This window comes from Salinibius halmophilus (assembly GCF_003577475.1).
Classification (GTDB): Bacteria; Pseudomonadota; Gammaproteobacteria; order Pseudomonadales; family Natronospirillaceae; genus Salinibius; species Salinibius halmophilus.
Genome location: NZ_QPEP01000008.1, coordinates 96,008 through 120,099 on the forward strand (window position 1 = coordinate 96,008; position 24,092 = coordinate 120,099).

A 24,092-nucleotide genomic window follows, 5' to 3' on the forward strand; every position below is an offset into this window, starting at 1 on the left:
ATTGCGCCAACACGAAACTGTTATTAAAGAGATATAGATCGTGCAGGATGCATGCTATGACAATTTTATGAAACCCGTATTGCAAGGCGAGCGTGGATGATTAAAAAGGAAGTGGTGTGCCGTCCCAGTTATATAACAAACCACTTTCGGTAGCGGTGTTCATTACGGTTTCGATGCGCTCAGCACTGACCTCTGCTGTCCAGTACTTGTTCGGGTCGATGTTGCCGGCAAAGGGCTCTGTCAACGGCGACTTGGTAGTGCCAGGATGAATAGCGAGGACTTTGTGTTCGCCTTTACGGCGCCACTCAATGGCGATGTCTTTTACTAGCATATTAAGCGCCGCCTTGCTCATACGATAGCTATACCAGCCGCCTAGTTGGTTGTCGGTTATTGAACCAATCTTGGCCGACAATACGGCTAGGGTCAGTGGTTGCTGGCGCTTGAGTTGTTTCGCTAGCGCTTGCGCGAGGGTAGCGAAGCTGAGCGCGTTCAGTTGCATGCTATGAAGTGCCGCGTGCGTTGAGAGTTGTTGTAATGATTTCTCTACCACTAAGCCGTCGCCATGCAAACCACCAACACAGCTAATGGCTTGGCTAACTTGATACTGGTTAAGGAAATTTGTTAGCACGCTCGGGTCGTCGGCTAGCGGGTTGAACGCTAGTACCTCAGCATTAGGAAACTGCTCAGCCAACGGCTGTGGATCTCTTGCCGTTAATAATAGTGGTTCGTGCTGCCAGCGCTTAGCGATCGCTGAGCCAATCGTTGAACCTGCTCCGTAAACTAGGCGATAACCAATATGATTAGATGACATAAAATGACCACTGCGGTTAATTGACTGCGTAAACGACGATACTCACAAGAATAAACTTGCTTGAATGCATGGGTCTGCTCAAAGCGCCAAAGCCCTGCAAACGCGGCGATAAGCAATAGTAAGCTGACAGTTGTGGGCAGTAATAAAGCCACCCAGCCTAAGATGGTGAGTGCCACGGCAACGGTGAGCGCTGGTTTTTCTTTAATGCCGGAAACGAATAGTGCCAACCCCCATATTATGGCCGCCATAAAAGATAAAATGATGGCGCTCCAGTAAAGGAACAAGTCAACCGGCTGCAAAGAAAATGGCAGAGTAACAGAGGCTGCGGTCAAAGCTGTTAAGCCAACAAATGGAATCAACCCTCCGTAACCGTACCAACGAACAAACTCAGTTATACGCTCAGACATCACTTCCACTCCAATGCAAGGGGATGCATGCCGGTTCAATGCGTTTCTCTTCAAGGCCAATCATCTCGTTGTATGGACTTTGCTGAACTAGCCAAGCTGCCGTAATGTTTGTACCAAGGAAGTGCTGGCGCACTGCTTCTAGTGAGCGAAATTTTTTTGGTAAACCGCGCTCATCCCTTAACCAATCTTTATTTGTTTTTTCACCGGTTTTGGCCAGGTAAATGCCACCCTCGCAACTTTCAACCCAAATTTGCATCGTACTGTCTCCAAAATGGTACCTTGTGTACGAGCTAAGCCGTGGATTGGTTTTTACACTTGTTCAAGAAATAATCGCCAGTTTCTGCCAAGATATCTACTCAGGCACTATAATTACCGTCAATACATGCGTACAATACGCGCCCCCGCATTCGCGGACTGCCATACATCTATCCGAGACCACAAGATGACAACTGACGCCCAGCCAACGATAAAGTTCGCCGACCTAGGTTTACCTGAATCACTACTCAAAGCGATTCAAGAACTTGGTTACGAGACGCCTTCGCCAATTCAAGCGCAAGCAATTCCCCACTTACTTGCAGGCGACGATGTTGTTGGTCAGGCGCAGACTGGTACCGGTAAAACGGCAGCGTTTGCCTTGCCGACATTGAGCCGCATCGATGCAAATAAGCGCAAGGTACAAGCCTTGGTGCTTACCCCTACGCGAGAACTCGCTCAACAGGTCGCTGAAGCATGCGAACGATATGCACGTGGCGTGAAAGGTATGTCGGTATTGGCAGTTTATGGCGGGGCTGCTTATCGACCTCAACTACGTGCCCTAGAGCGTGGCACGCAAATTGTTGTGGGTACGCCTGGTCGTATTATGGATTACTTGCGCAAAGGGCATCTTAAACTAGATTCGCTGCAAACGCTGGTGCTCGATGAAGCAGACGAAATGTTGAAGATGGGCTTCCAAGAAGATGTTGAGTGGATTCTTCAGCATACGCCAAGTGAGCGCCAAACGGCTTTGTTCTCAGCGACTATGCCACCGGAAATTCGCGCCATCATTAACAACTATCAGCGTGACCCGGTTACCGTTCAGATTACCGGTAAAAAAGTAACCGTTGATTCAGTTAAACAAAGCTATTGGATGGTTCAAGGCCGCCACAAAGACGAAGCGCTTGACCATGTAATGGACCGTGTGGAGTTTGATGCGGCGATCTGTTTTGTGCGTACGCGCGATCGCTGTGAGAGCATGGCATCGCATCTTCGTGGTCACGGCATTGCCGTCGCTTCGCTGCACGGTGATATGGCACAACGCGAACGTGAGCGCACAATTGAATCCCTTAAGTCGGGCGATATTGATGTGATTGTAGCGACTGATGTTGCCGCACGTGGCCTAGACGTGCCTCGTATTACCCTAGTCGTGAACGTTGACATTCCACACGACAGCGAAGCCTACGTGCACCGCATCGGTCGTACCGGCCGCGCCGGCCGTACCGGCCAGGCCATTATGTTGTGCACACCACGAGAGCGCCGCTTATTGCGCTCTATCGAGCATACTGTTGGTCAAAAGATTGAAGCATTCAAGCTGCCGTCGGTGGACGATGTTGTTGAACGTCGTACCAGCGAGTTGGTGGAACAACTTGCTGAAGTGCAAGCCGATGGCGATCTATCGGAGTCTTTGTCTCTTGTTGAAACGTTTTCTGAGCAGTTAGAGATACCAATTGAAGAAGTTGCTGCACTGCTGTTGAAGAAACTGACCGATCAAAACCCTCTGCGGCCACAAGAGCGTCCTGATATCACCGCTAGTGACCGCCCTGATCGAGGTGATCGAGGTGATCGCCCTCGACGTGAACGTGGTGAGCGAGGCGGCAAGGGCAAAGGTCGCCGCGAACCAGATGTTGCCTTAGTAACTTACCGTGTTGAAGTAGGTGCCCAAGATGGCATCAAGCCAGGTAATCTAGTGGGTGCTATTGCCAACGAAGCAGGCTTGTCGAGCAATAATATTGGCAATATCCGCATTCGCAACGGTTTTACACTAGTCGACTTGCCAGATGAAATGCCAAAACAGATTGAGTCACACCTAGCCAAAGTGCGCGTGTGTGGTAAACAGCTTAAAATCTCTCGCGACAAAGGCCCCCGCAAAGGCTAAAACGCTGATTTCAAAACAAAAAAAAGCGACCTAACTGCTTAGGTCGCTTTCGCTTTTCTTACGTATTCTTCTTATTCGGCTCTATCAAACTTAACACTGGGTTAAGCTGATTGGTACCCTCGACGATACCCCGCTAGCGTGAATGCCGCAAGTTTTTTTACCGCCTAAGACCTACTCAAAAGGTTAGTTATGATAGGTCGGTCTCGAAATTTTGTAACGTAATGTAAAAATTGTGGTTACAAAAACATATACCAATTTTTTTAGCAGTTTTTTTTTCTTTGACTATCTTTGTGTTTAACCCTTTTTTAAACCGGTTTAAATGAGAACCGGTTGGTTAATCGCTAACTTGAGGTAGTGAGAAAATGAAAAAGTTAATACTAGCCAGTGCAATCAGTTCATTAACCATCGCTGGTGGCGCACAAGCTGCCGAGATCTCAATTTCTTGCGGTGCGGTTGGTGCAGAGCTTGAGCTTTGCCAAGAAGGTGTCGCCGCATGGGAAGAAAAGACTGGTCACACAGTAAACATTGTTTCCACGCCTAATAGCTCAACAGAGCGATTAGCCCTTTACCAGCAGTTGCTAGCCAGCGGTGCTGATGACATTGATGTATTCCAGATTGACGTGGTGTGGCCAGGTATTCTAGGCAGCCACTTTATCGACCTAAGCCAATATACTGACGGTGCCGAAGACGCGCATTTTGACGCCATTGTTGAGAACAACTCAAAGGATGGTTCGCTTTTGGCAATGCCTTGGTTTACTGATGCTGGGGTCCTGTACTACCGCACGGATCTTCTAGAAAAGTACGGTAAAGACGTACCAGAAACTTGGGAAGAGCTAACCGAAACAGCTCGTATGATTCAAGATGCCGAGCGCGAAGCCGGCAACAGCAGAATGTGGGGCTTTGTTTGGCAAGGTAAAGCATACGAGGGTCTAACCTGTGATGCGATTGAATGGGTAGCGAGCTACAACGGTGGCACCATTGTTGAACCAGACGGCACCATCTCGATTAATAACCCGAATGCCGTAAAAGCCATTGAAACCGCTGCAAGCTGGGTAGGTACTATTTCACCGCAGGGTGTACTCAACTATGCCGAAGAAGACGCACGTGGTGTGTTCCAGTCGGGTAATGCGGTATTTATGCGTAACTGGCCATATGCTTGGGCACTAGGTAACAGTGACGACAGCCCAGTAAAAGGCAACATTGGTGTTGTCGCTCTGCCTAAAGGCGGCGAAAACGGTTCAAACGCTGGGGCACTTGGTGGCTGGCAGCTAGCGGTATCTAAGTACTCAGATAATGCGGAAATTGCTGCCGACCTCGTGATGTACCTCACATCATACGAAGAGCAAAAACGTCGCGCTATTAAGGGTTCTTACAACCCAACCATCGAAGCACTTTACGAAGATGAAGAGGTTCTCGCTGCGGTACCGTTCTTTGGTTCGCTATACGACACCTTTGCCAATGGTACGCCTCGCCCTTCAACTGTGACTGGCGAGAAGTACAACCAAGTATCGAATGCGTTCTACAACGCCGTACACCAAGTGCTATCTGGTCGTGAAGACGCTGATGATGCAATGAGCTCACTTGAGCGTGACTTGAACCGTTTAGCTCGTGGCGGACGCTGGTAAGTACTATGACTGTTGAAAAGTCCCAACTAACCCGGCGGCGCGTAAGGGTCGCCTGGTTATTCCTAACGCCAATGTTGGTGACGATTGTAGCAGTGGCCGGTTGGCCACTGTTGCGCACCTTCTGGCTGTCGCTGACGAATGCCACGCTCAGTGGTAATTCAGTCACTGAATTCATTGGATTCGCCAACTACCTAGAGATTTATGACGGCGAGTTCTATGGTGTGTTAGCCGACCCGCTCTGGTGGCAGTCGGTTTACAACACACTTTATTTCACCGTTGTCTCGGTTGGATTAGAAACTGTGCTGGGCATTTTGGTGGCACTTGCGCTCAATATGAAGTTCCCAGGGCGCAGTATTGTGCGCGCTGCGGTGCTGATTCCTTGGGCAATTCCAACAGTGGTATCGGCCAAGTTGTGGGGCTGGATGCTGCACGACCAGTTTGGCATGGTCAACGATCTATTGATGACGCTGCATTTGATTAGCGAGCCACTAGCTTGGACAGCCGACCCGGACTTAATGATGACATCCATCATTATGGTTGATGTGTGGAAGACCACTCCGTTTATGGCTCTGCTGGTGCTTGCTGCACTGCAGATGTTACCAAGTGACTGTTACGAAGCCGCAAAGATTGATGGCATTCATCCGGTGAAGGTGTTCTTTAAGGTGACCTTGCCTTTGATCACCCCTGCTCTATTGGTGGCAGTCGTTTTCCGAGCCTTAGATGCGTTACGTATTTTCGACCTAATTTACGTGTTAACGCCGGCCAGCGAAGACACCATGTCGATGTCTGTTTATGCGCGGCAAAATTTGGTCGATTTCCAAGATGTTGGTTATGGCTCAGCGGCTTCTACCCTGTTGTTCTTTGTTGTGGCGCTTTGCACCATTCTTTACCTATATATTTCGCGTCGCAGCCGAGGAGGTTTGGCATGAAGTTAAAATGGTGGCAATGGACCCTATTTTATATTGGCATTGCGATGATCGTTCTCTATGCCGTGTTTCCTTTCTACTACGCGATCGTCACATCGATGGAGTCTGGCTCTGAGCTGTTCACCGTTGACTATTGGCCGTCGCGTATCAACTTCGATAACTACGCACAGGTGTTCGATGGACAGCCATTTGGACGCAACTTATTGAACTCAGCCGTCGTCTCGATTGGTGTGGTGGCGTTGTCTTTGTTTATTGGCTTAACCGCATCGTTCGCGCTAGGGCGTATCAAGTTCCGTGGGCGAGGCATTCTGCTGTTGGCAGTCCTTGGCGTGTCGATGTTTCCCCAAGTGGCAGTTTTGTCAGGCTTGTTTGAATTGATTCGCTTTATGGGGATCTATAACTCTCTGCCTGCGCTTGCGTTTAGCTATATGATCTTCACTCTTCCGTTTACTGTGTGGGTACTTACTACCTTTATGACACAGATGCCTATTGAGCTAGAAGAAGCCGCGATTGTAGATGGAGCATCGCCATCGGTCATCTTATTTAAGGTGTTTATGCCATTGCTGTGGCCTGCACTGGTTACCACTGGCCTGCTCGCATTTATTGCAGCGTGGAATGAGTTTCTATTCGCTTTGACCTTCACACTTACTAATGAAATGCGCACGGTACCTGTTGCCATCGCATTAATTTCTGGTGCTGGTCAGTACGAATTGCCATGGGGCGTCATTATGGCTGCGTCGGTCATTGTAACCGTGCCACTTGTTGGTTTGGTGTTGATCTTCCAGCGTCGAATTGTATCTGGTTTAACTGCAGGAGCGGTGAAAGGATGAGTACATCTACAACAACAAAAGAATGGTGGCGTGGTGCTGTCATTTACCAAATTTATCCACGCTCTTATTACGATGCCAACAATGATGGCATTGGTGACCTAGCTGGTATTCAGCAGAAGCTGCCGTACATTGCGAGCCTTGGCGTAGATGGCATCTGGTTATCGCCATTTTTTAAGTCGCCAATGAAAGACTTCGGCTACGACGTGTCGGACTACCGCGATGTGGATCCAATGTTTGGCACCGTAGCCGACTTCAAAAATCTTGTGCGCCAAGCACATGATCTTGGTTTGAAAGTGATGATTGATCAGGTGCTGAGCCATACATCAGATGAGCACGATTGGTTTACTGAATCACGGTCGAGCAAAGACAACCCAAAAGCAGATTGGTACGTGTGGGCTGATCCTAAACCCGACGGCACGCCACCTAATAACTGGCTATCGATCTTTGGGGGGGCTGCTTGGCAGTTTGATAGCCGTCGTCGGCAGTACTATATGCATAACTTCTTGGTCAGCCAGCCTGATTTGAACTTCCACAACCCAGAGGTGCGCCAAGCCTTATTAGAGGAAGTGAAGTTTTGGTTAGACCTAGGGGTGGATGGTTTCCGTTTAGACACGGTGAACTTCTACTTTCACAGCCAGGGGTTGGAAAACAATCCGCCTGTTGGCGAAGGTGAAAAAACGAAGGGCGCGCCAGAGGTGAACCCGTACTCGATGCAGAAGCATTTGTACGATCTGTCGCAACCAGAAAACCTTGGCTTTTTAAAAGAGTTGCGCGGCCTGCTCGATCAATACGGTGATATTGGCACTGTTGGTGAAATTGGCGACGACGAACCGCTCAAAATTATGGCGCAATACACCAGTGGTGGTGACAAGCTGCATATGGCTTACACCTTTGATTTATTGAACGTGTTTAATCAACCAAGTTACGTGCGCGATGTGATTCAAAGCCTGGAAGCCAGTGTTGGGGATGGGTGGCCATGTTGGGCGCTATCCAACCATGACGTGGTACGCCACGTAACACGTTGGGGTAAAGGCGAACACCCACCGCTTGCTTACGGCAAGATTTTGTTAGCCATGTTGACGAGCTTGCGTGGCTCCGTTTGTTTATACCAGGGGGAAGAGCTGGGGTTGCCAGAAGCGGATGTCCCCTTTGAAGCCTTGCAAGACCCATATGGCATTGAATTCTGGCCTGAGTTTAAGGGTCGGGATGGCTGTAGAACACCTATACCATGGCGCAATACAGAGCATGGTGGCTTTAGCAGCGAGCAGCCTTGGTTGCCGGTTGATAGCAAGCACTTGCCACTAGCCGTGGCTGAACAGGAAGTTGATGAACAAAGCATGCTGCACCAATATCGCCGCTTTTTAGCCTGGCGTAAGCAGCAACCTGCCTTAATAACCGGTGACATTGAGTTTATTGATCAGTCGGATGTATTGCTGTTTTGGCGACGGGCCGATAGTCAGCAGTTGTTAGTCGCAATTAACCTGACCGGTGAGCAACAAACCGTTAGCCTGCCGCAGTCGATTAATGCAGTCACCGGGCATGGTTTGGATGCAGGCAATCAGCAACAAGGCGAGGTGCTAACGCTGGCACCCTATTCAGCCTTCTATGGCGAGCGCTAGGGGGAATTATGGCGAAGGTAGAGTTGCAATCGATCAATAAAGTCTTTGGCCGAGTGCATATTATTCATGATGTTGACCTAGTGATAGAAGATGGCGAGTTTGTTGTATTTGTTGGGCCATCAGGTTGTGGTAAATCAACGCTGTTACGCTTAATTGCTGGGCTTGAAGACATCAGTAGTGGTGATTTGCTCATTGATGGCGAAAAGAAAAATGATGCCACACCACCCCAGCGTGGGGTTGGCATGGTGTTCCAAAGTTATGCCTTATACCCGCATATGACGGTGTACGAAAACATGGCGTTTGGCTTAAAGCTTGCCAAACATGATGCAGGTACCGTTGATGAGCGGGTGCAAGCGGTAGCTAAAACGCTTCAGCTAGAGGCGTTGTTAGACCGCACACCAAAGCAGTTATCTGGCGGTCAGCGTCAGCGCGTGGCAATAGGTCGGGCGATTGTTCGCGAACCAAAAGTATTCTTATTTGATGAGCCATTATCGAACCTAGATGCTGCGTTGCGGGTGCAAATGCGTATGGAAATCGCGCGCCTGCATGCCCGCCTGAAAGCGACCATGGTTTATGTTACCCACGACCAAGTGGAGGCCATGACGTTAGCAGAAAAAATTGTTGTGCTGCGTGATGGACGCATCGAGCAGGTTGGCAGCCCGTTAACGCTTTACAACCAACCGGCTAATACCTTTGTAGCAGGCTTTATCGGCTCGCCGAAAATGAACTTGCTACAGGCAACCGTGGTTGAGCCAGGTGGTACCTGGACTAAGGTCAAGCTAGACCAAGGCCAAGAAGTTGCCATAGCGGTAGATGGTTCACGGTTAACGACGGGTGATGCGGTGCAAGTTGGTATTCGACCAGAGCACCTGGTGTTTGGCGAAGCTGACTTATTCAATGGCGACCAGCCATCGGAAGTGCATGTTGTTGAGCAACTCGGCAATGAGTCGCTGCTTTATCTAGCCAACCCACAAGAGCCAATGCCGGTCGTGCTGCGCTGCGAAGGGCAAACTGGCTATAAAATGGGGTCTATGGTGAAGGTTCAAATACCTGGCCATCGCGCCCACTTGTTTGATAGCGACGGCAACGCTTTACCACGGTCAAGCGAAGCGGAGCAAAGTTCTATTATTAGTTAGTACTACTACAAGTTTTATGCAACACGACTGGGAGTCGTTGCCCAGCCGATATCGGCTGGGCTTTTTTATAGGCACAAAGCGCGCTGTCCGCTCAATGCCATAAACTTAAGCAAGCAATAAGGGTGGTTGTGGTGTTCGATAAGAGACCGTCACCTGCAGGGAGCGGGTGTCGAGGCTACAGGGAGGTACGCCCGGGGTCGCGCACGACCCGTGTCGATTATCGAATTCCGCGACCACCCAAGGTCCTGAAGTTTATGGCATTGGGTGCCAGCCAGCATTCTTTAGTCAGCGGGCTTGCATCCGTGTCAAAAATCCGTACCTTGCCTCGCTCAATTGATTGCAAGGTGTTTGCCACAATGAGTAAATCTACGCCTATTCTCTACTCTTTCCGCCGTTGCCCCTATGCGATGCGAGCTAGGCTAGCGATTGCCTATAGTCAGGTCGCGGTAGAGCTGCGTGAAGTGAAACTGGCGAGCAAACCACAAGCACTCATTGATGCGTCGCCAAAAGCTACTGTGCCGGTACTGGTTGTAGGGCAGCAAGTGATCGACGAAAGCCTTGATGTGATGTTATGGGCGCTTAAGCAAAAAGACTCACGTAACTGGTGGAAGCGTCAAAAGCCTGCTGTTCAGCAAGAGATTATGGCACTCATTCGCCACAATGATGAAACATTCAAGTATTGGCTCGACCGTTATAAGTACGCCGACCGCCACCCAGAGCATAGCCAAGATTATTACCGCCAACAGGCCGAATCGACACTCGCTGAGTTAGACATTCGAATTGGCCTACATGGCAACTTGGTGGCGAGCCAACTCACCCTTGCCGATGCGGCCATTCTGCCGTTTATCCGCCAGTTTGCCAGCGTTGATAAACAATGGTTTGCCCAAGCGCCTTACCCAGCTCTGCGGCAGTGGCTAGAGAATCATTGTGAGTCGGTTTGGTTTAATAGCGTGATGGAAAAATACGAACCTTGGCAGCCTTCCAATAAGAAAAAGATCATTTTTCCTAACGAGGCAACTAAATCAAGCTACGCTGCGTAAGAAGCCAAGATTGTTAATCAAAGGAGCAGACCTATGACCACTATTACTTTGCAAGGCAACCCAATGGAAACTGTTGGTACATTGCCTGAAGCTGGTCAACAAGCACCAGACTTTACTTTGGCAGGTGCCGACCTTAGTGATATCAAACTAGCCGACTTTGCCGGCCAACGCCTTGTGCTAAATATCTTTCCAAGTGTTGATACAGGCACCTGTGCAAGCTCGGTGCGCCAGTTCAACGAGCGTGTTAGCGGCTTGAGTAACACCACAGTGTTGAACGTGTCACTTGATTTGCCGTTCGCGCAAGCACGCTTCTGCGGTGCGGAAGGCCTAGACAAGGTGCAAAATGGCTCTTCATTCCGCTCAGGTTTTGGCGAGGAGTACGGCGTGACGATCAAGAACGGCCCAATGACTGGTCTACTGTCTCGTGCTGTTGTAGTGATCGACGAGAAAGGCAAAGTACTGCATAGCGAGCAAGTGGCTGAGCTTGCCGATGAGCCCAACTACGACGCTGCGTTAGCGGTTCTTTAAACAAGCGCTTCAAATAAAAACGGTGGCTGATTGAAGCCGCCGTTTTTTTTTGTCTGTCATTTAAAGCACGGCCTGTGGTTTGCCACTATAGTTACCAATGGAAAAGATTTTTTGGAGTGACTAGTGGCTGAAGATTTGCTGCTCAAACAGTTCTGCCAAGTTACCAGTGAACTGGTGCTGATGATTGACTGTGACCAAACGGAGCCGTTAATGGTTTCGGATGCACTGATTCGCCATTTAGGTGGTGATATCCAGCCGCTGATCAATTATTTGCTAAAGAGTCGTAAGTTCGGCCTGAATTATGAGGATTTGGCTTCTGGGTTCAACTGCCAACTCGTTGAGATTAACCAAATTACTGATAGCCGCTGGCTCTACCGATTCATCTCGGATAGTCAACAAACCGCCGAGATGCAATTGTTCATCGAAGCGATGAAAACCATGCAGGAAGTCGCGGTACGACTGAGTAAGTTTCATGACCCTGATGAGTTATTAAAAGAAGCCGTACGCGAGGCGAGGCAGAACCTGTATTTTGATCGTTTAGGCTTTATGTTACTAAACGACGCACAGGATTATGTGGTGGGCTCATGGGGTACCGATCGATTTGGCAAAATTGTTCAACACAGCCAATACAATGGTCCAATAGAATACTTTCATTGGGTTGAACCCATCTTAGACCCGAACGTAATGCAGGTCTTTATGCCCAACACCACGCTATATGATGATGGTGAAGAAGTTGGTTACGGCTGGAACCTTGCCGTGGCAATTTGGGATGGTGAGAAAGTTTTAGGTTGGATCGCTTGCGATAACCTGTTTACCCAGCTACCAATTGCCGACTGGCATCGTGAATTGTTTTCCCAATTTGGCCGTGTTGTCGGGCATCTGTATGCCAAAGCTCGCTACGAACAAAGCTTGCGGCAGTATAGTTCTTCGCTGGAGGATCAGGTCGAAAAGCGCTCCCTCGAACTTGCCGAGCAAATGGAGCTATTGCGCAAATCACAGCAAGAGTTGGTCGATAACGAAAAACTTGCGACTCTGGGTAGCCTAGTGGCTGGCATTGCCCACGAAGTGAATACGCCCATTGGCATCAGTGTGACGGCCGCTTCACATCTGGAAGCCGAGGCCAAACAAATTAAACAAGCTTATGATGCCGCCAATATCACCCGCTCAGCGCTTGAGCAGTTCATCGGCACAGCAGTTGAGTCCACCGAGATTATTCTTGGTAATTTGAATCGCGCTAGCGACCTAATGTTTAGTTTCAAACGGTTAACAGCAGATCAAACAAGCGACTTTGTTGAAACCTTCAATGTTCATGAGCTGATTGATCATCTAGTACGCAGTTTTCAGCATCGGGTTAAGAATAAACCCATCACTATTGTTAATGGCTGCAAAGAGCTGCTCTTTGCCTCTAGTTACCCTGGTCATGTCAGCCAAATATTCACCAACTTACTTAACAATGCTTTGGTACACGCATTTGATGATATGCCGGATGGCCAGGTAGAGCTTAATGCGGCGATTGAGGGGGATAACCTTGTGTTGTCGGTAGCAGATACCGGCCGTGGGATTGATGAGCAAGCTTTGCCTCATATCTTTAAGCCCTTTTACACCACAAAGCGGGAACAAGGCGGTACAGGTTTAGGGTTAAATGTTATATACAACCTAGCGGAACGTTTGAATGGCACTGTTACCGCTGAGCCAGTAATACCTCATGGCGTTAAATTTGTTGTGACCTTGCCTCTAATGGAGTCGACTCATGAGTGATGATTTACTCGACGACGGTTTTTTTGCCCCAGAAAATGAAACTACTGCCAGTATTGAGGCACAAGACGCTTGGCAAATTTTGATTGTTGATGATGAACCAGCAATCCATGAAGTCACAACGATTGCCTTAAGCGGTTTTACCTATCGCAATCGACCGCTGGCATTTATGCATGCTTATTCAGCAGCCGATGCAAAAGCTTTGTTGGCGAGTGAACAAAATCAGTTTGCCGCCGCCCTCATTGACGTGGTGATGGAAACCGACCAGGCAGGCTTAGACTTAGTCGACTGGGTGCGTAACGAGCAAAAAAACGAACTCATTCGACTAATTTTGCGAACTGGCCAGCCAGGCCAGGCGCCAGAACGCAAAGTAATAAGCGATTACGACATCAATGACTATAAAGCTAAAACTGAGCTAACCTCACAAAAGCTATTTACCTTGATGTATACCACGTTGCGCAGTTACGAACTCATTGCTCGCTTAGATGCCAGCAAAAGAGGCGTAGAGCGGGTCATTACGGCTACTCGCGAGATAATGCAGCATCGTGGTTTTATCGCTTTTGTTGATGCCTCTCTTGAGCAGCTAAGTTTATTGTTAGGTGTGCAGAATACCGTGCTAATGCGCCAGCCGCGTGTTGCTATGGAGTATCGAGATGATGGCTTTGAATTATTATCGTGTTCCGGGCCGTTGTGCGAGAAGTTGCAGGCCACCAGCAAAATCTCCGATATGCCATTTGCTGCATTAGCTGAAGAGGCCATTGAAACAGGCGGTAGTGTTTATCGTGAGCACGAGATTTTGGCGCTTATTCAAGATGATGACCATCGGATTCTTTTCTACCTCACCGACGTTCCCAATACCGATGAGTTAGATCGCCGCCTTGTTGCGCTATTTATTGAAAACGTATCCATTGCGCTGCGCAATCTACATTCACAGCTGGCGCTAACAGAAAGTCAGCATGAAATTATTCACCGGCTGACCGAAACCGTTGAAAAACATTCGCAAGAGACAGGGCATCACGTAAGGCGAGTATCGGAAGGCTGTGCGATTCTTGGTAAGCATTATGGCTTATCAAACGACGACGTTGAGCTACTTAGGTTGGCTGCGCCTTTGCATGACATTGGTAAAGTTGCTATTCCAGATGAAGTACTTAAAAAGCCAGGCAAGCTGAATGACGACGAATGGCAAATCATGAAAACCCATGCCGAGCGGGGCTATGAGATACTGGCCTCATCATCACAACCTTTACTCAAAGCCGGCGCAGAAATTTCTCGATATCATCACGAAAAGTGGAATGGTCAAGGCTACCCACTTGGCCTTAAAGGCGAAGAAATTCCAATATTTGCTCGCATTTGCTCAATTATTGACGTCTTTGATGCCCTACTATCGAAGCGTGTGTACAAGGACGCCTGGTCACTTGATGATGTACTTGCCCTGTTAAATGAAGAAAAGGGCAAAAGCTTCGAACCCAAGCTTGTTGAGTTGGTCGAGGAGCATTTAGACAAGCTCCTCGAGCTGCGACAGCATTATCCAGACTGATCGTGCGCAACTAAGTTACTGCATTGCCGCGATGACCGCCGGATGCATTAATTTACCTGCTGCCACATTGAGTCCATTGGCTAAGTGCTTGTCTTCGGCAAGTGCCTGTTGAATCCCCAAGTCTGCTAGCTTCTGTACAAACGGCAGCGTTTGATTGGTTAAGGCGTCTGTTGCTGTACGAGCCGCCGCCGCTGGCATATTGGCCACGCAGTAGTGCACAACGCCATCTACAACATAAGTAGGCTGATCGTGTGTAGTGGCTTTGGAAGTAGTACTGCAACCGCCTTGGTCGATGGCGACGTCAACAAAGGCACTACCGTTTGGCATGCTAGCAATCATCTCGTCGGTGATGATTTTAGGGGCACTAGCACCGGGCACAAGCACCGCACCAATGACCAGATCGGCTTGTCTCAGTGCATTGGCGAGCACCTGCTCATTGGCAATACAGGTTTTAACTCGGCCTTTATATTCGCTGTCCAGCTTCTGCAGTGGGGCAACATTCAGATCAAATACGGTCACGTCTCCCCCTAAACCAACCGCCATGGCGGCGGCATTTTGGCCAACTACCCCAGCGCCAATGATGGCGATATTGGCAGGTAAGGTGCCCGGCACGCCGCCCATTAATACTCCGCGGCCACCGTTGGCAGTTTGTAAACAAAATGCCCCAGCTTGTGCCGCCAGGCGTCCAGCAATAGCAGACATGGGTGCTAGCAGCGGTAGCTCACCCTTATGGTTCGTGATGGTTTCGTAGGCAATACCAGTACATCCAGAAGCTTGCATACCTTTAGTCAGTGATTGGCTAGCGGCTAGGTGAAGGTAGGTAAAGAGCGTGTGGTGGGGTTTAAGCAGTGCTAGCTCCTCGGGCTGAGGCTCTTTCACTTTAACTATTAGCTCTGCTTGAGCAAAAACTTCTTGGGCGCTGAAGAGAATATTCGCGCCGGCTGCTAGGTAATCTTGGTCACGAAATCCTATTCGCTCCCCTGCAGCTGCTTCCACTAATACGGTATGCCCAGACTTGACGAGTTGCTGAGCGCCACTAGGGGTCACGGCAACTCGGTACTCATGGTTTTTTATTTCTTTAGGTACCCCAATAATCATAGTGCTCACCATTGTTGTTATTTAGCAGACACAAGTAACGTTACGTCAATTTGATGCAGCAAGCATGCTGGTTATGGTCTTAACTTAGGAAATATATGTTGACAGAGTACTGTTATGAGGCGCTATCTAGCCTTGGCATTGTTTCTGGCCTCCGCGCTCCTCTCTTTATTGTTGGTGCTAGTCATGCATCGACAAGAAAATATGCGACTAGAACAGTGGCAAGCTGTACAAGCTGAGTTTGCTGAAAACTACCGCTTGGTATCAGGCTTAACCGATACTGAGCTGACTTTACAGGCACGTGCTGCGCTGCGAGCAGAGTTGTCTCTTATGCTGCAAGCACAACAATGGCGCGACCTACTGCAAAGCTTTCGGTTACTGCCAGCAGAGCCACAGTCGAGCAATGATTGGTTGGCTTGGTTGGAATGGAGCAATCGAGCACAAGTTGAACTACTACAACGCCAACAGCGCCGGCTTGACGAGCTAAGAGTCCAGCAGCAAAGATCACAGCAGTTCTCGCTATTGCTCGCGATTTTAGCAGTTTTATTCCTTGCTACTGCTACAGCGTTGTATGTCCGCCAGCGCAAACTTCAAAATCTGCAAGACTCCATTTCAGGCTTTTTTGCCAATGATAATAGAAACCCAGTCACCAGAGTATTGGATGCTGCACCGAATGGTGTGGTGACCACTACCGGTGATGGCACCATTGTCTATGCCAATCCAGCCACGTTTGACTTATTTGGCTATACGGCAGATGAGCTCATTGGTGAAAACATCGCTAAACTCATGCCCCCAGAGTATGCCCGCATACATCCACAGTTGATGCAAGATTCAAAGCCGGGTAAGCATTCAAGTATCATGAGCAGAGCTCGCCAGTTAACGGGCCTGCGAAGTGACGGCGGCCAGTTTCCGATAGAGGTTACGGTGAATGAGTTGTTGGGCGACCAGCAACGCTATTTTGTTGGTGAAATTCGCGATCTTTCTGTTGTCCGCCAAGCCGAACAACAAGCCGCGTTAGCGAAAGCCAGCTTGGCTGCCTCGCAGCAAGCCATGATGTGGTTGACGGTTGACGGCGAGACCTTTGAAATCAATAGTTTTGCGCAATCTCTAATGCGCCACTATCAGGTGAGTCTTGCTCAGTTACAAGCGGCCATATTGGCAAAGATCGACCCTATGCTGCCTTGGTCTGAGCTATGGCGGGCGTTATCTGAAAGGTTGTTATCTGGGCAAGTCATGGATTTAACGGCAGTGGATATGCCAAACGGTGCCAATATAGTTGTTTTCTTTGATGTGAGCATTTTTGCCGTTTCTGAGGGGCAAGGCTTAATTGGTTTGCGTTTGCAAGACGTTACCCAACGAGAGCAAGAAAGCATCAAACTAAAACAATATCAGGCAATTTTTGAAAGCAGCCCTGATTTGGTTATCGCACTATCGCCGGATGGTCATGTCACCCTTGCCAATGAGCCGGCACAAGTTCTTTTTAAAGCACTCGTACATCCAAATGCTAAGGCCGAAAACGCGCTACCGGAAAAGCTATTTAACCTAATGCAGTACGAGCAAAATTCGGTGATTGATATCGACGAGCGATCATTTGGGGTGTCCACGTTTAGGTATCGAGTAGCGAACAGCTTTGGTGTAATTGCTGTACTGCGTGATATGACCGAAGTGAAGCAACAGCAGCGGCTAGTGGATCATTATTTAAAACGCCTGCGCGATGTGATTGACCATGTACCAGTTGCGCTAGCTGAGCTAAGCACGTCAGGTGAGGTGAAAATGCATAACAGCACCTGGCAGAGCTTCACTGACACCAGTGAAGGGCAGCATTGGTTAGCTGGGGCTTTATCGATAGCCAAAGATGAACTTTTGCATGCCCTAACGCCAAGCTTATCTGATTACAGCAAACAAATTACGTTGGCTCAAGCGCCGGGCAAACGCTACTACAACCTGTCTGTTACCCCAAGGTTTACCAACGATGAGGCGGAACTGGTTGGCTACCTACTCACCATGACTGACAACACTGAGTTGGTACTGACTAATGAGGTACTACAAGCTTTATTCGAAGCAGATGTTTCCGCACCAGAGCGAATCGATCTGGCGATTAACAATGTGCTTCAGCAGGGATTGCAGGCTTTATCGATGGATATGGCGATTGTTGCCAATATCGATGGCGATGATTATGAGGTTGTGCACAGTGCAGGTCCTAAAGCGCCGCCGCCAGAGACCAAGTTTCAGCTCGGCGAAACGTTCTGTCATACCGTCGTGGCATCTCATGAACTGCAATCGTATCACCGTACAGGTCAGAGCGAGCTGGCTACCCACCCTTGTTATCGCAATACCGGGCTTGAGTCTTATATTGGCTATCCATTATTTGTGAATGGCCAGCTATACGGCACCGTTAACTTCTCCGGATATTATTATCGTGATGAAGCATTCCTAGAAGCTGAGTTTAAGGTAGTGCGGCTAATTGGTCGTTGGTTTGAATCGTTGTTAGAGCGCAACTACTTAAAACAAGAAGTGACGCGTCAACAAGCCTATTTGACTAGCGTATTTCGCAACGCACCAGACCCCATGCTATTAGCCAATAATACACACCATATTATTGCGGCGAATGCCGCTTTATGTGAATTGTTTGAATACCAACCTGAGCAGTTAACAGGATTGCCAGTGGCTGTTCTGAGCCCAGCTGACAAAAGCGACGAAGATAAAGCCATCACTCAAGCAACGTTAAATGTGATCAATCAGGCTCAGTTTTGCACGCAAGCAGGTGAGCGCTTTTCTGGTGAAGCCATTACCGCCAAGTTAACGGATGAACAGGGCAGTGAACTTGGGTACATGGCACACATTCGAGATGTGAGTGAGCGGTTGCAGAGAGAAGAGTCGCTACGTGAAGCAAAAATGGCTGCTGAAGTGGCGAATAAAGCCAAATCAGAGTTTTTGGCAACCATGAGTCATGAAATACGCACCCCAATGAATGGCGTGCTGGGTACTGCGCAGCTGTTGGCCAGCGAACCGCTTAACAAGCGCCAGCAAGAGTATGTCGATACTCTGATCAGTTCTGGCAGACTTTTACTCAGTGTAATTAATGACATTCTCGATTTTTCTAAAATTGAAGCCGGTCAGATGCATTTAGAAAACGAGCCATTTCACCTGCACAAGCTCTGCCAGGAAACAGTGCAAGCTTTTTATTCCTTAGCACGTGAAAAGCATATTCACTTGGCCCTACAGTTAGCACCAGACATCCCTACCTGGGTGTTAGGAGACGAACTACGACTACGGCAAGTGCTGACCAACCTCATTGGCAATGCCGTTAAGTTCACTGAAGATGGAGAAGTCTTACTATCGGTAAGTTTGTCGAATGACAAACTAGTATACGCAGTGAGTGACACGGGAATTGGCATATCGGAAGCAGCACAAGCCAAGTTGTTTGAACGCTTCACTCAAGCCGACTCATCAACTACCCGAAAATTTGGTGGCACTGGGCTTGGCCTGGCGATTTGTCAAAAGCTGGCGGCATTAATGGGCGGTGAAATTCAGTTAACCAGTGAGCCTAGGGAAGGGTCGGTGTTTGCCGTTGTTTTGCCATGTAGGGCTAGCGAACAACCCAAGGTAGCAGTAGATAGTTCAATGCTTGCCGGTCAAACCGTATGGGTGGTTGACGACAATCAGCGTAACTTGGAAGTGCTAGGCGAGTTGCTTGCTCATTTAGAGGCCAACACAGAACTATTTTTGAGTGTTGAAGCGCTATTTGAGCGTTTTGACAATAGTGACGATATGCCGGATGTTTTGCTAATGGACTACCTAATGCCCGATCAAGATGGCATCAGTGCAGTGAGTGTGTTGCGCGAACGTGGCGAACTTAAACAGTTGCCTGTGTTAGTGGTCTCATCGGTTGATTCAACCGAAATACGCGACTTCACTGATGGTGACGCTTATTGTGAGTTTCTCGCCAAACCAGTCATAGTCGACAAACTGCTCTTGGCCTTGGCTGCACTGTTTGAACCATCTAACTTAGCTACGTCCGACGCCAAAAATACGACTGACAAAGAGGAAAACCTGATGCTTAACATACTGTTGGTCGAAGATAATCAAGCCAACCAGTTGGTTGCCGATGCGGTGCTCAAGCAGATGGGGATCACCGCAAAAATTGCCAACAATGGCCAAGAAGCACTCGACATGTTGACAGACTTCCAACCTGATATGGTCTTAATGGATTGCTTGATGCCGGTAATGGATGGCTTTCAAGCTAGTCGTGCCATTCGCGCATTGCAAGCAAAAAAAGAAGTTGGCTATTTCCCTATCATTGCCTTAACTGCGAACGCCAGCGATGCCGACAGACATCATTGTCTGGCAGCTGGAATGGACGATTTTGTCAGCAAGCCTTTTAACTTTGACCAACTAAAACAAAAAATAATCCAGTGGCAACCGAAAAAGAAATTGGAGGAAACCATGTCGGAAGAAGTAGAGATTAATATCGATATGCAGCAGCTACAGAGCATGCAGCAGTTGCTAGGAGACGCCTTTCAACAGCTGATTGATGCGGCCGTTGAAGTGGCTACGTCGGCATTAGAAGCGCTCGAAAGCGGCGATCAAGCACAAGCAGCGAGTGAGGCGCATCGGCTTAAATCAACAGCGGCAAATATGGGTGCTAAAGACTTGGCTGCGCTACTTAAAGAGGTTGAACTAGCCGGTAAAGCTGGGCAGTTAGCAGACGCAGATCGCCAAAAAGCTGAGCAACAGGTTCAGGCGTTCGTCAAAACAATGAATGAGTTATAGATGCGAGTACTGGTTGTAGATGACAACAAAGCCGATCAGCTAATACTAAGCAGTATTCTTCAGCGGTTGGGTCACGAAGTTATCTTGGTTGATAGTGGCGAAGCGGCGTTGACCTTATTGAATGAGCAAGACGTTGACTTGGTTATTATGGATGAAGAAATGCCGGGGTATTCTGGTCATGAAGTGGTGTTGCTCTTGCGAGAACAAGCCGATGAATGGCTGCCGGTAATATTCTTAAGTGGTAACGATACACCAGAGGCCGTTCTGCGCGGTATAACCGCTGGTGGCGACGACTATCTGAAGAAGCCAGTAGATATCACTATTCTGGAAGCCAAAATGTTGGCAATGCGCCGGCTGCATGAGATGCGCCAAGAATTATTATCGCTTAACGACGAGTTGCAACTAGCGAATGAAAAGCTAAAAGACCTATCCGAACACGATCCGCTAACGGGGTTGAAAAACCGTCGTGCACTTATGATCGCGTTTGAGACCGCCATTACTTGGTGTCGCCGTCACAACACTGAAATAGCCTTGTTAATGATTGACGTAGATTGGTTTAAAAAGTTTAACGACACCTACGGACACCAAGCAGGTGACGCCTGCCTGCAGGAAGTTGCCAGTCGCGTGTTAAGCGCCATAAAACGCAGTACCGATACAGCTTCGCGTTATGGTGGCGAAGAATTTTGTGTGTTGCTGCCTTCTACCAATACCAATCAGGCCGCGATTGTGGCAGAACACATCCATCAAGCCATTGGTGAGCAGGCGCTACCTCATGCGGCGAGTGATTTTAACCGCGTGACCGTGTCGATTGGCATTGCCGCATCGCCTGCTTCATATGCCGACATTGATCAGCTATTTTCAGATGCTGATTCGGCACTTTACGATGCGAAACGCCTAGGTAGAAACCAAACTGTGGTGCACTACCCAGACCTTGATGAAGAACTTGCAGACTAGTGTGCTGCTTGCCAGTTATCGCCCTGATCAATGCCAACGTCTAGTGGCACACTCAAGCTTGCCGCATGCTGCATTCTAAGTTTCACTTGTTTCGCTAACTGCTCAGCATCCTCTGGATGTACCTCAAATACCAATTCATCGTGTACCTGCATAACCATTTGTGCCCTCAGCTTGCTGCTACGCAGCCAGATTTGCACATCGGTCATCGCCTTTTTAATGATGTCGGCGGCGGTACCTTGCATTGGGGCATTAATGGCCGTACGTTGCGCCGCGGCTTTTACTGCCGGTACACCGGTTTTAATACCTGGTAGATACAAGCGGCGACCATAAACTGTTTCTACATAGCCTTTTTCACTGGCTTCAGCTCGGGTACGCTCCATAAACTGCTTTACCCCGGGGTAGCGCTCAAAGTACGTATTCACATACTTACTGGCTTCGCTGCGGCTAATGCCAAGCTGGCGCGCTAGACCATGTGCACTCATGCCATAAATTAAGCCAAAGTTGATGGCCTTGGCTGAGCGGCGCATGTCGTCGGTGACTTCCTCTTCGCTCACGCCCATGACTTCCGCGGCAGTTGCGCGGTGAATGTCACGATTATTGCTAAATGCATCAATCAATGCAGGGTCTTGGGATAGATGCGTCATAATACGCAGCTCAATTTGGCTGTAATCCGCCGCCAAAACCACCCAGCCAGGGCGGGCAACAAATGCACGCCGAATGGCTTTGCCTTCTTCATGGCGAATTGGGATGTTTTGCAAGTTGGGCTCGGTTGACGAAAAGCGACCGGTCGCAGCGCCAATTTGATGGTAGTTAGTATGCACCCGCCCTGTTTCACTGTTGATCAACAAGGGTAGCGGGTCGGCATAAGTGCTAATCAATTTGCGCAAGCGGCGATAGTCCAAAATAAGCTGGGCAATTTCATACTCTTCCGCCAGCTGGGATAGCACCTCTTCATTGGTAGATGCTTTACCAGTAGCCGTTTTTTTAATTGCTGGCAGCTGCAGCTTTTCAAACAACACTTCACCTAGTTGTTTAGGCGAGTCTAGGTTAAAAGACTGACCTGCTAGGTCATGTGCTCGTGCCTCTATTTGCTCGGCTTTGACCTTCATTTGTGCCGATAGTTCGTGCAGATAGTCGGCATCAACCAAGGTGCCATTGCGCTCAACCTGCACCAAAATAGGGAGCAGGCGCATTTCAATATCTTGGTAGACCATATACTGGCCGGTGCGTTGCAACTCAAACCTTAATTGGTAAAACAACCGCAATACCATGTCGGCACGCTCAGCTAGGTAGTCTAGGCTTTCGTTTGCTGGTAGTTCACTAAGTTTTAGCTGCTTTTTGCCGAACTTACCGGCAATGTCGACAATGCTCTTCGCCGGGGTGTTAAGGCGTTTGCGACTGAGATTGTCGATACCGTGCTGATCAAAATGCTTATCTAGGGCCTTGTCACGACTCAGAGTTGATTCTAGTGTTTGTGACATCAGCATCACGTCATCTTTCATGCGCGTGACTTTGCTGTCGCTTAGCCAGTGTAGAATTGGCTTTAAGTTATGGCACACCACTTCAATATTAAAATCTTGCCACAAAGGCTGCAGGGCTTGCTTTATATCGGCAAAATGATGGCAATGAATGACATATGCTTTACCCGGTTGGGTGGCAATACAGATCACTGCCGGTTGGGCTTGCATGTAATGCTGACCATCAAACTCAATAAATAGCCCTACCCGACCCTGCTCTTTTGCTTCGCCTAGCATGGTTTCTAGTTCGGATTGGTTTTCTAGCAGTTGATACTGGCAGTTTTCTGGGTGCGTTAACCTTGCCTCTGGTTTTTCCGCCGAATCGGTCGCTTCTTCCTGCTGTTCAACCGCATTCGCAATGGTTTCTGCAGCAACAGGTTTACCGCCTAGCTCTGGTGCGCCTGACTGTAGTGCACTCAGCCAGCCTTTAAACTCCAGGTCACTATACAGCTGTACCAATAGTTCGCGATCGGCTGGCTTTTTAACCAGCTCATTAAGTTTAAACTGCAACTCGCAATCACATTTAATTGTCGCAAGCTCATAGCTCAGGCGCGCTTGTGCTTCATGCTCAATTAGCTTTTTCGCCATTGATTTAGCGCCACGGAAACTTAAGTCGGCGATGTCATCAAGTCGTTGATAAATATCGTTAATGCCACCAATGCCTTCAATCAGTGCTTTAGCCGTTTTTTCACCCACACCAGGTACACCTGGAATGTTGTCGACCTTATCGCCCATTAACGCTAGGTAGTCGATCATCAGCTCTGGGCCAAACCCATATTTTTCAGTGACGCCGGCAACATCTAACAACTCATCTTTCATGGTGTTGATCAGCGACACATGCGGGCTAACCAGCTGCGCCATGTCTTTATCGCCGGTTGAAATAATCACATCTTGGCCAGTGGCTGTGGCTTCATAGGCTAGGGTGCCAATGACATCATCGGCTTCTACCCCTTCAATGCACAGTAGTGGCAGGCCTAGGGCATGTATAATGTTGTGAATGGGCTCAATTTGCACCCTAAGTTCGTCTGGCATGGGTGGACGATTCGCTTTGTATTCGCTGTACATGTCATTGCGAAAGGTTGGACCTTTGGCATCAAACACCACCACTACTTCGCTATTCGGATACTGGTCAATCATCGAGCGAATCATGTTGATTACCCCACGAATGGCACCGGTAGGCTGCCCTGTGCGTGTGGTTAATGGTGGCATCGCATGAAACGCACGAAACAAATAAGACGAGCCATCAATCAGTATTACTGGTGGTTTTTCAGCCATAACAACCTCAACAAATACAATGCTGGCAAGTCTAACGTATTTTTGTTGTCACTGCCCTGCTAGCAGACTTGTCAGCACACTCGTACAATAGCGATCACTAGACATTCACCTTGTGCCATTCGTGGCATAGGGT

At 48.7% G+C, this 24,092-nt stretch carries 17 protein-coding genes; 12 read left to right on the forward strand and 5 right to left on the reverse strand.

What is annotated here, in order from left to right; all coding sequences use genetic code 11:
- Positions 1–100: 100 nt before the first annotated feature.
- The 3 genes from DUW71_RS10485 to DUW71_RS10495 are packed head-to-tail and all read right to left on the reverse strand — an operon-like array spanning position 101 to position 1,474.
- Positions 101–811: an SDR family NAD(P)-dependent oxidoreductase gene (locus DUW71_RS10485; RefSeq protein WP_119395216.1), complete on the reverse strand. Its 711-nt coding sequence runs from the start codon at positions 809–811 to the stop codon at positions 101–103.
- Positions 781–1,218, reverse strand: a complete 438-nt coding sequence (locus DUW71_RS10490; protein WP_119395217.1) for a DUF3429 domain-containing protein — start codon at positions 1,216–1,218, stop codon at positions 781–783. The genes DUW71_RS10485 and DUW71_RS10490 overlap by 31 nt, the downstream gene beginning before the upstream one ends.
- Positions 1,211–1,474 carry a DUF6482 family protein gene (locus DUW71_RS10495; protein ID WP_119395218.1) on the reverse strand — a complete coding sequence of 88 codons (264 nt, stop codon included), beginning with the start codon at positions 1,472–1,474 and terminating at the stop codon, positions 1,211–1,213. The genes DUW71_RS10490 and DUW71_RS10495 overlap by 8 nt, the downstream gene beginning before the upstream one ends.
- 186 nt (positions 1,475–1,660) lie before the next feature.
- On the opposite strand from DUW71_RS10495, the gene DUW71_RS10500 reads away from it, so the two are divergent.
- The 10 genes from DUW71_RS10500 to DUW71_RS10545 all read left to right on the forward strand — a co-directional run bounded on the left by DUW71_RS10500 (position 1,661) and on the right by DUW71_RS10545 (position 14,345).
- Positions 1,661–3,349 carry a DEAD/DEAH box helicase gene (locus DUW71_RS10500; RefSeq protein WP_119395219.1) on the forward strand — a complete coding sequence of 563 codons (1,689 nt, stop codon included), beginning with the start codon at positions 1,661–1,663 and terminating at the stop codon, positions 3,347–3,349.
- A 362-nt stretch (positions 3,350–3,711) separates the two neighbouring features.
- Complete coding sequence (locus DUW71_RS10505) at positions 3,712–4,974, forward strand: ABC transporter substrate-binding protein (protein ID WP_119395220.1); 1,263 nt, start codon at positions 3,712–3,714, stop codon at positions 4,972–4,974.
- Positions 4,975–4,979: 5 nt separating this feature from the next.
- The gene (locus DUW71_RS10510; RefSeq protein WP_119395221.1) at positions 4,980–5,903 is read left to right on the forward strand and encodes a carbohydrate ABC transporter permease; all 924 of its coding nucleotides are present in this window, start codon (positions 4,980–4,982) and stop codon (positions 5,901–5,903) included.
- Positions 5,900–6,730, forward strand: a complete 831-nt coding sequence (locus DUW71_RS10515) for a carbohydrate ABC transporter permease (protein ID WP_119395222.1) — start codon at positions 5,900–5,902, stop codon at positions 6,728–6,730. Before DUW71_RS10510 ends, DUW71_RS10515 begins: the two co-directional genes overlap by 4 nt.
- On the forward strand, positions 6,727–8,349 hold the full coding sequence (locus tag DUW71_RS10520) for an alpha-amylase family glycosyl hydrolase (protein WP_119395223.1): 1,623 nt from the start codon (positions 6,727–6,729) through the stop codon (positions 8,347–8,349). The genes DUW71_RS10515 and DUW71_RS10520 overlap by 4 nt, the downstream gene beginning before the upstream one ends.
- A gap of 8 nt (positions 8,350–8,357) precedes the next feature.
- Complete coding sequence (locus tag DUW71_RS10525) at positions 8,358–9,485, forward strand: ABC transporter ATP-binding protein (protein ID WP_119395224.1); 1,128 nt, start codon at positions 8,358–8,360, stop codon at positions 9,483–9,485.
- A gap of 356 nt (positions 9,486–9,841) precedes the next feature.
- Positions 9,842–10,525 carry a glutathione S-transferase gene (locus tag DUW71_RS10530; RefSeq protein ID WP_119395308.1) on the forward strand — a complete coding sequence of 228 codons (684 nt, stop codon included), beginning with the start codon at positions 9,842–9,844 and terminating at the stop codon, positions 10,523–10,525.
- 33 nt (positions 10,526–10,558) lie between these two features.
- A complete protein-coding gene (gene tpx / locus DUW71_RS10535; protein ID WP_119395225.1) occupies positions 10,559–11,053 on the forward strand; it encodes a thiol peroxidase in 495 nt (164 codons plus the stop codon).
- A gap of 123 nt (positions 11,054–11,176) precedes the next feature.
- Positions 11,177–12,811: a GAF domain-containing sensor histidine kinase gene (locus DUW71_RS10540; RefSeq protein WP_119395226.1), complete on the forward strand. Its 1,635-nt coding sequence runs from the start codon at positions 11,177–11,179 to the stop codon at positions 12,809–12,811.
- Positions 12,804–14,345, forward strand: a complete 1,542-nt coding sequence (locus DUW71_RS10545; protein WP_119395227.1) for an HD domain-containing phosphohydrolase — start codon at positions 12,804–12,806, stop codon at positions 14,343–14,345. Before DUW71_RS10540 ends, DUW71_RS10545 begins: the two co-directional genes overlap by 8 nt.
- Positions 14,346–14,360: 15 nt before the next feature.
- On the opposite strand, the gene ald is transcribed toward DUW71_RS10545, so the two are convergent.
- Positions 14,361–15,443: an alanine dehydrogenase gene (ald, locus tag DUW71_RS10550; protein WP_119395228.1), complete on the reverse strand. Its 1,083-nt coding sequence runs from the start codon at positions 15,441–15,443 to the stop codon at positions 14,361–14,363.
- 183 nt (positions 15,444–15,626) lie between these two features.
- Between ald and DUW71_RS10555 the strand changes: the two genes are divergently transcribed.
- Together DUW71_RS10555 and DUW71_RS10560 are read left to right on the forward strand one after the other, a co-directional pair.
- Positions 15,627–20,213: a PAS domain S-box protein gene (locus DUW71_RS10555; protein ID WP_158583984.1), complete on the forward strand. Its 4,587-nt coding sequence runs from the start codon at positions 15,627–15,629 to the stop codon at positions 20,211–20,213.
- The gene (locus DUW71_RS10560) at positions 20,214–21,167 is read left to right on the forward strand and encodes a GGDEF domain-containing response regulator (protein WP_119395230.1); all 954 of its coding nucleotides are present in this window, start codon (positions 20,214–20,216) and stop codon (positions 21,165–21,167) included.
- Here the strand turns inward: DUW71_RS10560 and polA are convergent.
- Entirely contained in the window at positions 21,164–23,959 is a 2,796-nt protein-coding gene (gene polA / locus DUW71_RS10565) for a DNA polymerase I (protein WP_119395231.1), read from the reverse strand. The genes DUW71_RS10560 and polA overlap by 4 nt on opposite strands.
- Between the last annotated feature and the right edge of the window lie 133 nt (positions 23,960–24,092).

Bases quoted from the DNA above. Each gene is read 5' to 3' on its own strand.
- DUW71_RS10555 (WP_158583984.1), top strand. From the start codon at position 15,627: ATGCATCGACAAGAAAATATGCGACTAGAACAGTGGCAAGCTGTACAA.
- DUW71_RS10525 (WP_119395224.1), top strand. From the start codon at position 8,358: ATGGCGAAGGTAGAGTTGCAATCGATCAATAAAGTCTTTGGCCGAGTG.
- DUW71_RS10500 (WP_119395219.1), top strand. From the start codon at position 1,661: ATGACAACTGACGCCCAGCCAACGATAAAGTTCGCCGACCTAGGTTTA.
- DUW71_RS10495 (WP_119395218.1), bottom strand. From the start codon at position 1,474: ATGCAAATTTGGGTTGAAAGTTGCGAGGGTGGCATTTACCTGGCCAAA.
- DUW71_RS10485 (WP_119395216.1), bottom strand. From the start codon at position 811: ATGTCATCTAATCATATTGGTTATCGCCTAGTTTACGGAGCAGGTTCA.
- tpx (WP_119395225.1), top strand. From the start codon at position 10,559: ATGACCACTATTACTTTGCAAGGCAACCCAATGGAAACTGTTGGTACA.
- DUW71_RS10530 (WP_119395308.1), top strand. From the start codon at position 9,842: ATGAGTAAATCTACGCCTATTCTCTACTCTTTCCGCCGTTGCCCCTAT.
- polA (WP_119395231.1), bottom strand. From the start codon at position 23,959: ATGGCTGAAAAACCACCAGTAATACTGATTGATGGCTCGTCTTATTTG.
- ald (WP_119395228.1), bottom strand. From the start codon at position 15,443: ATGATTATTGGGGTACCTAAAGAAATAAAAAACCATGAGTACCGAGTT.
- DUW71_RS10545 (WP_119395227.1), top strand. From the start codon at position 12,804: ATGAGTGATGATTTACTCGACGACGGTTTTTTTGCCCCAGAAAATGAA.
- DUW71_RS10510 (WP_119395221.1), top strand. From the start codon at position 4,980: ATGACTGTTGAAAAGTCCCAACTAACCCGGCGGCGCGTAAGGGTCGCC.
- DUW71_RS10515 (WP_119395222.1), top strand. From the start codon at position 5,900: ATGAAGTTAAAATGGTGGCAATGGACCCTATTTTATATTGGCATTGCG.
- DUW71_RS10490 (WP_119395217.1), bottom strand. From the start codon at position 1,218: ATGTCTGAGCGTATAACTGAGTTTGTTCGTTGGTACGGTTACGGAGGG.
- DUW71_RS10505 (WP_119395220.1), top strand. From the start codon at position 3,712: ATGAAAAAGTTAATACTAGCCAGTGCAATCAGTTCATTAACCATCGCT.
- DUW71_RS10560 (WP_119395230.1), top strand. From the start codon at position 20,214: ATGCGAGTACTGGTTGTAGATGACAACAAAGCCGATCAGCTAATACTA.
- DUW71_RS10520 (WP_119395223.1), top strand. From the start codon at position 6,727: ATGAGTACATCTACAACAACAAAAGAATGGTGGCGTGGTGCTGTCATT.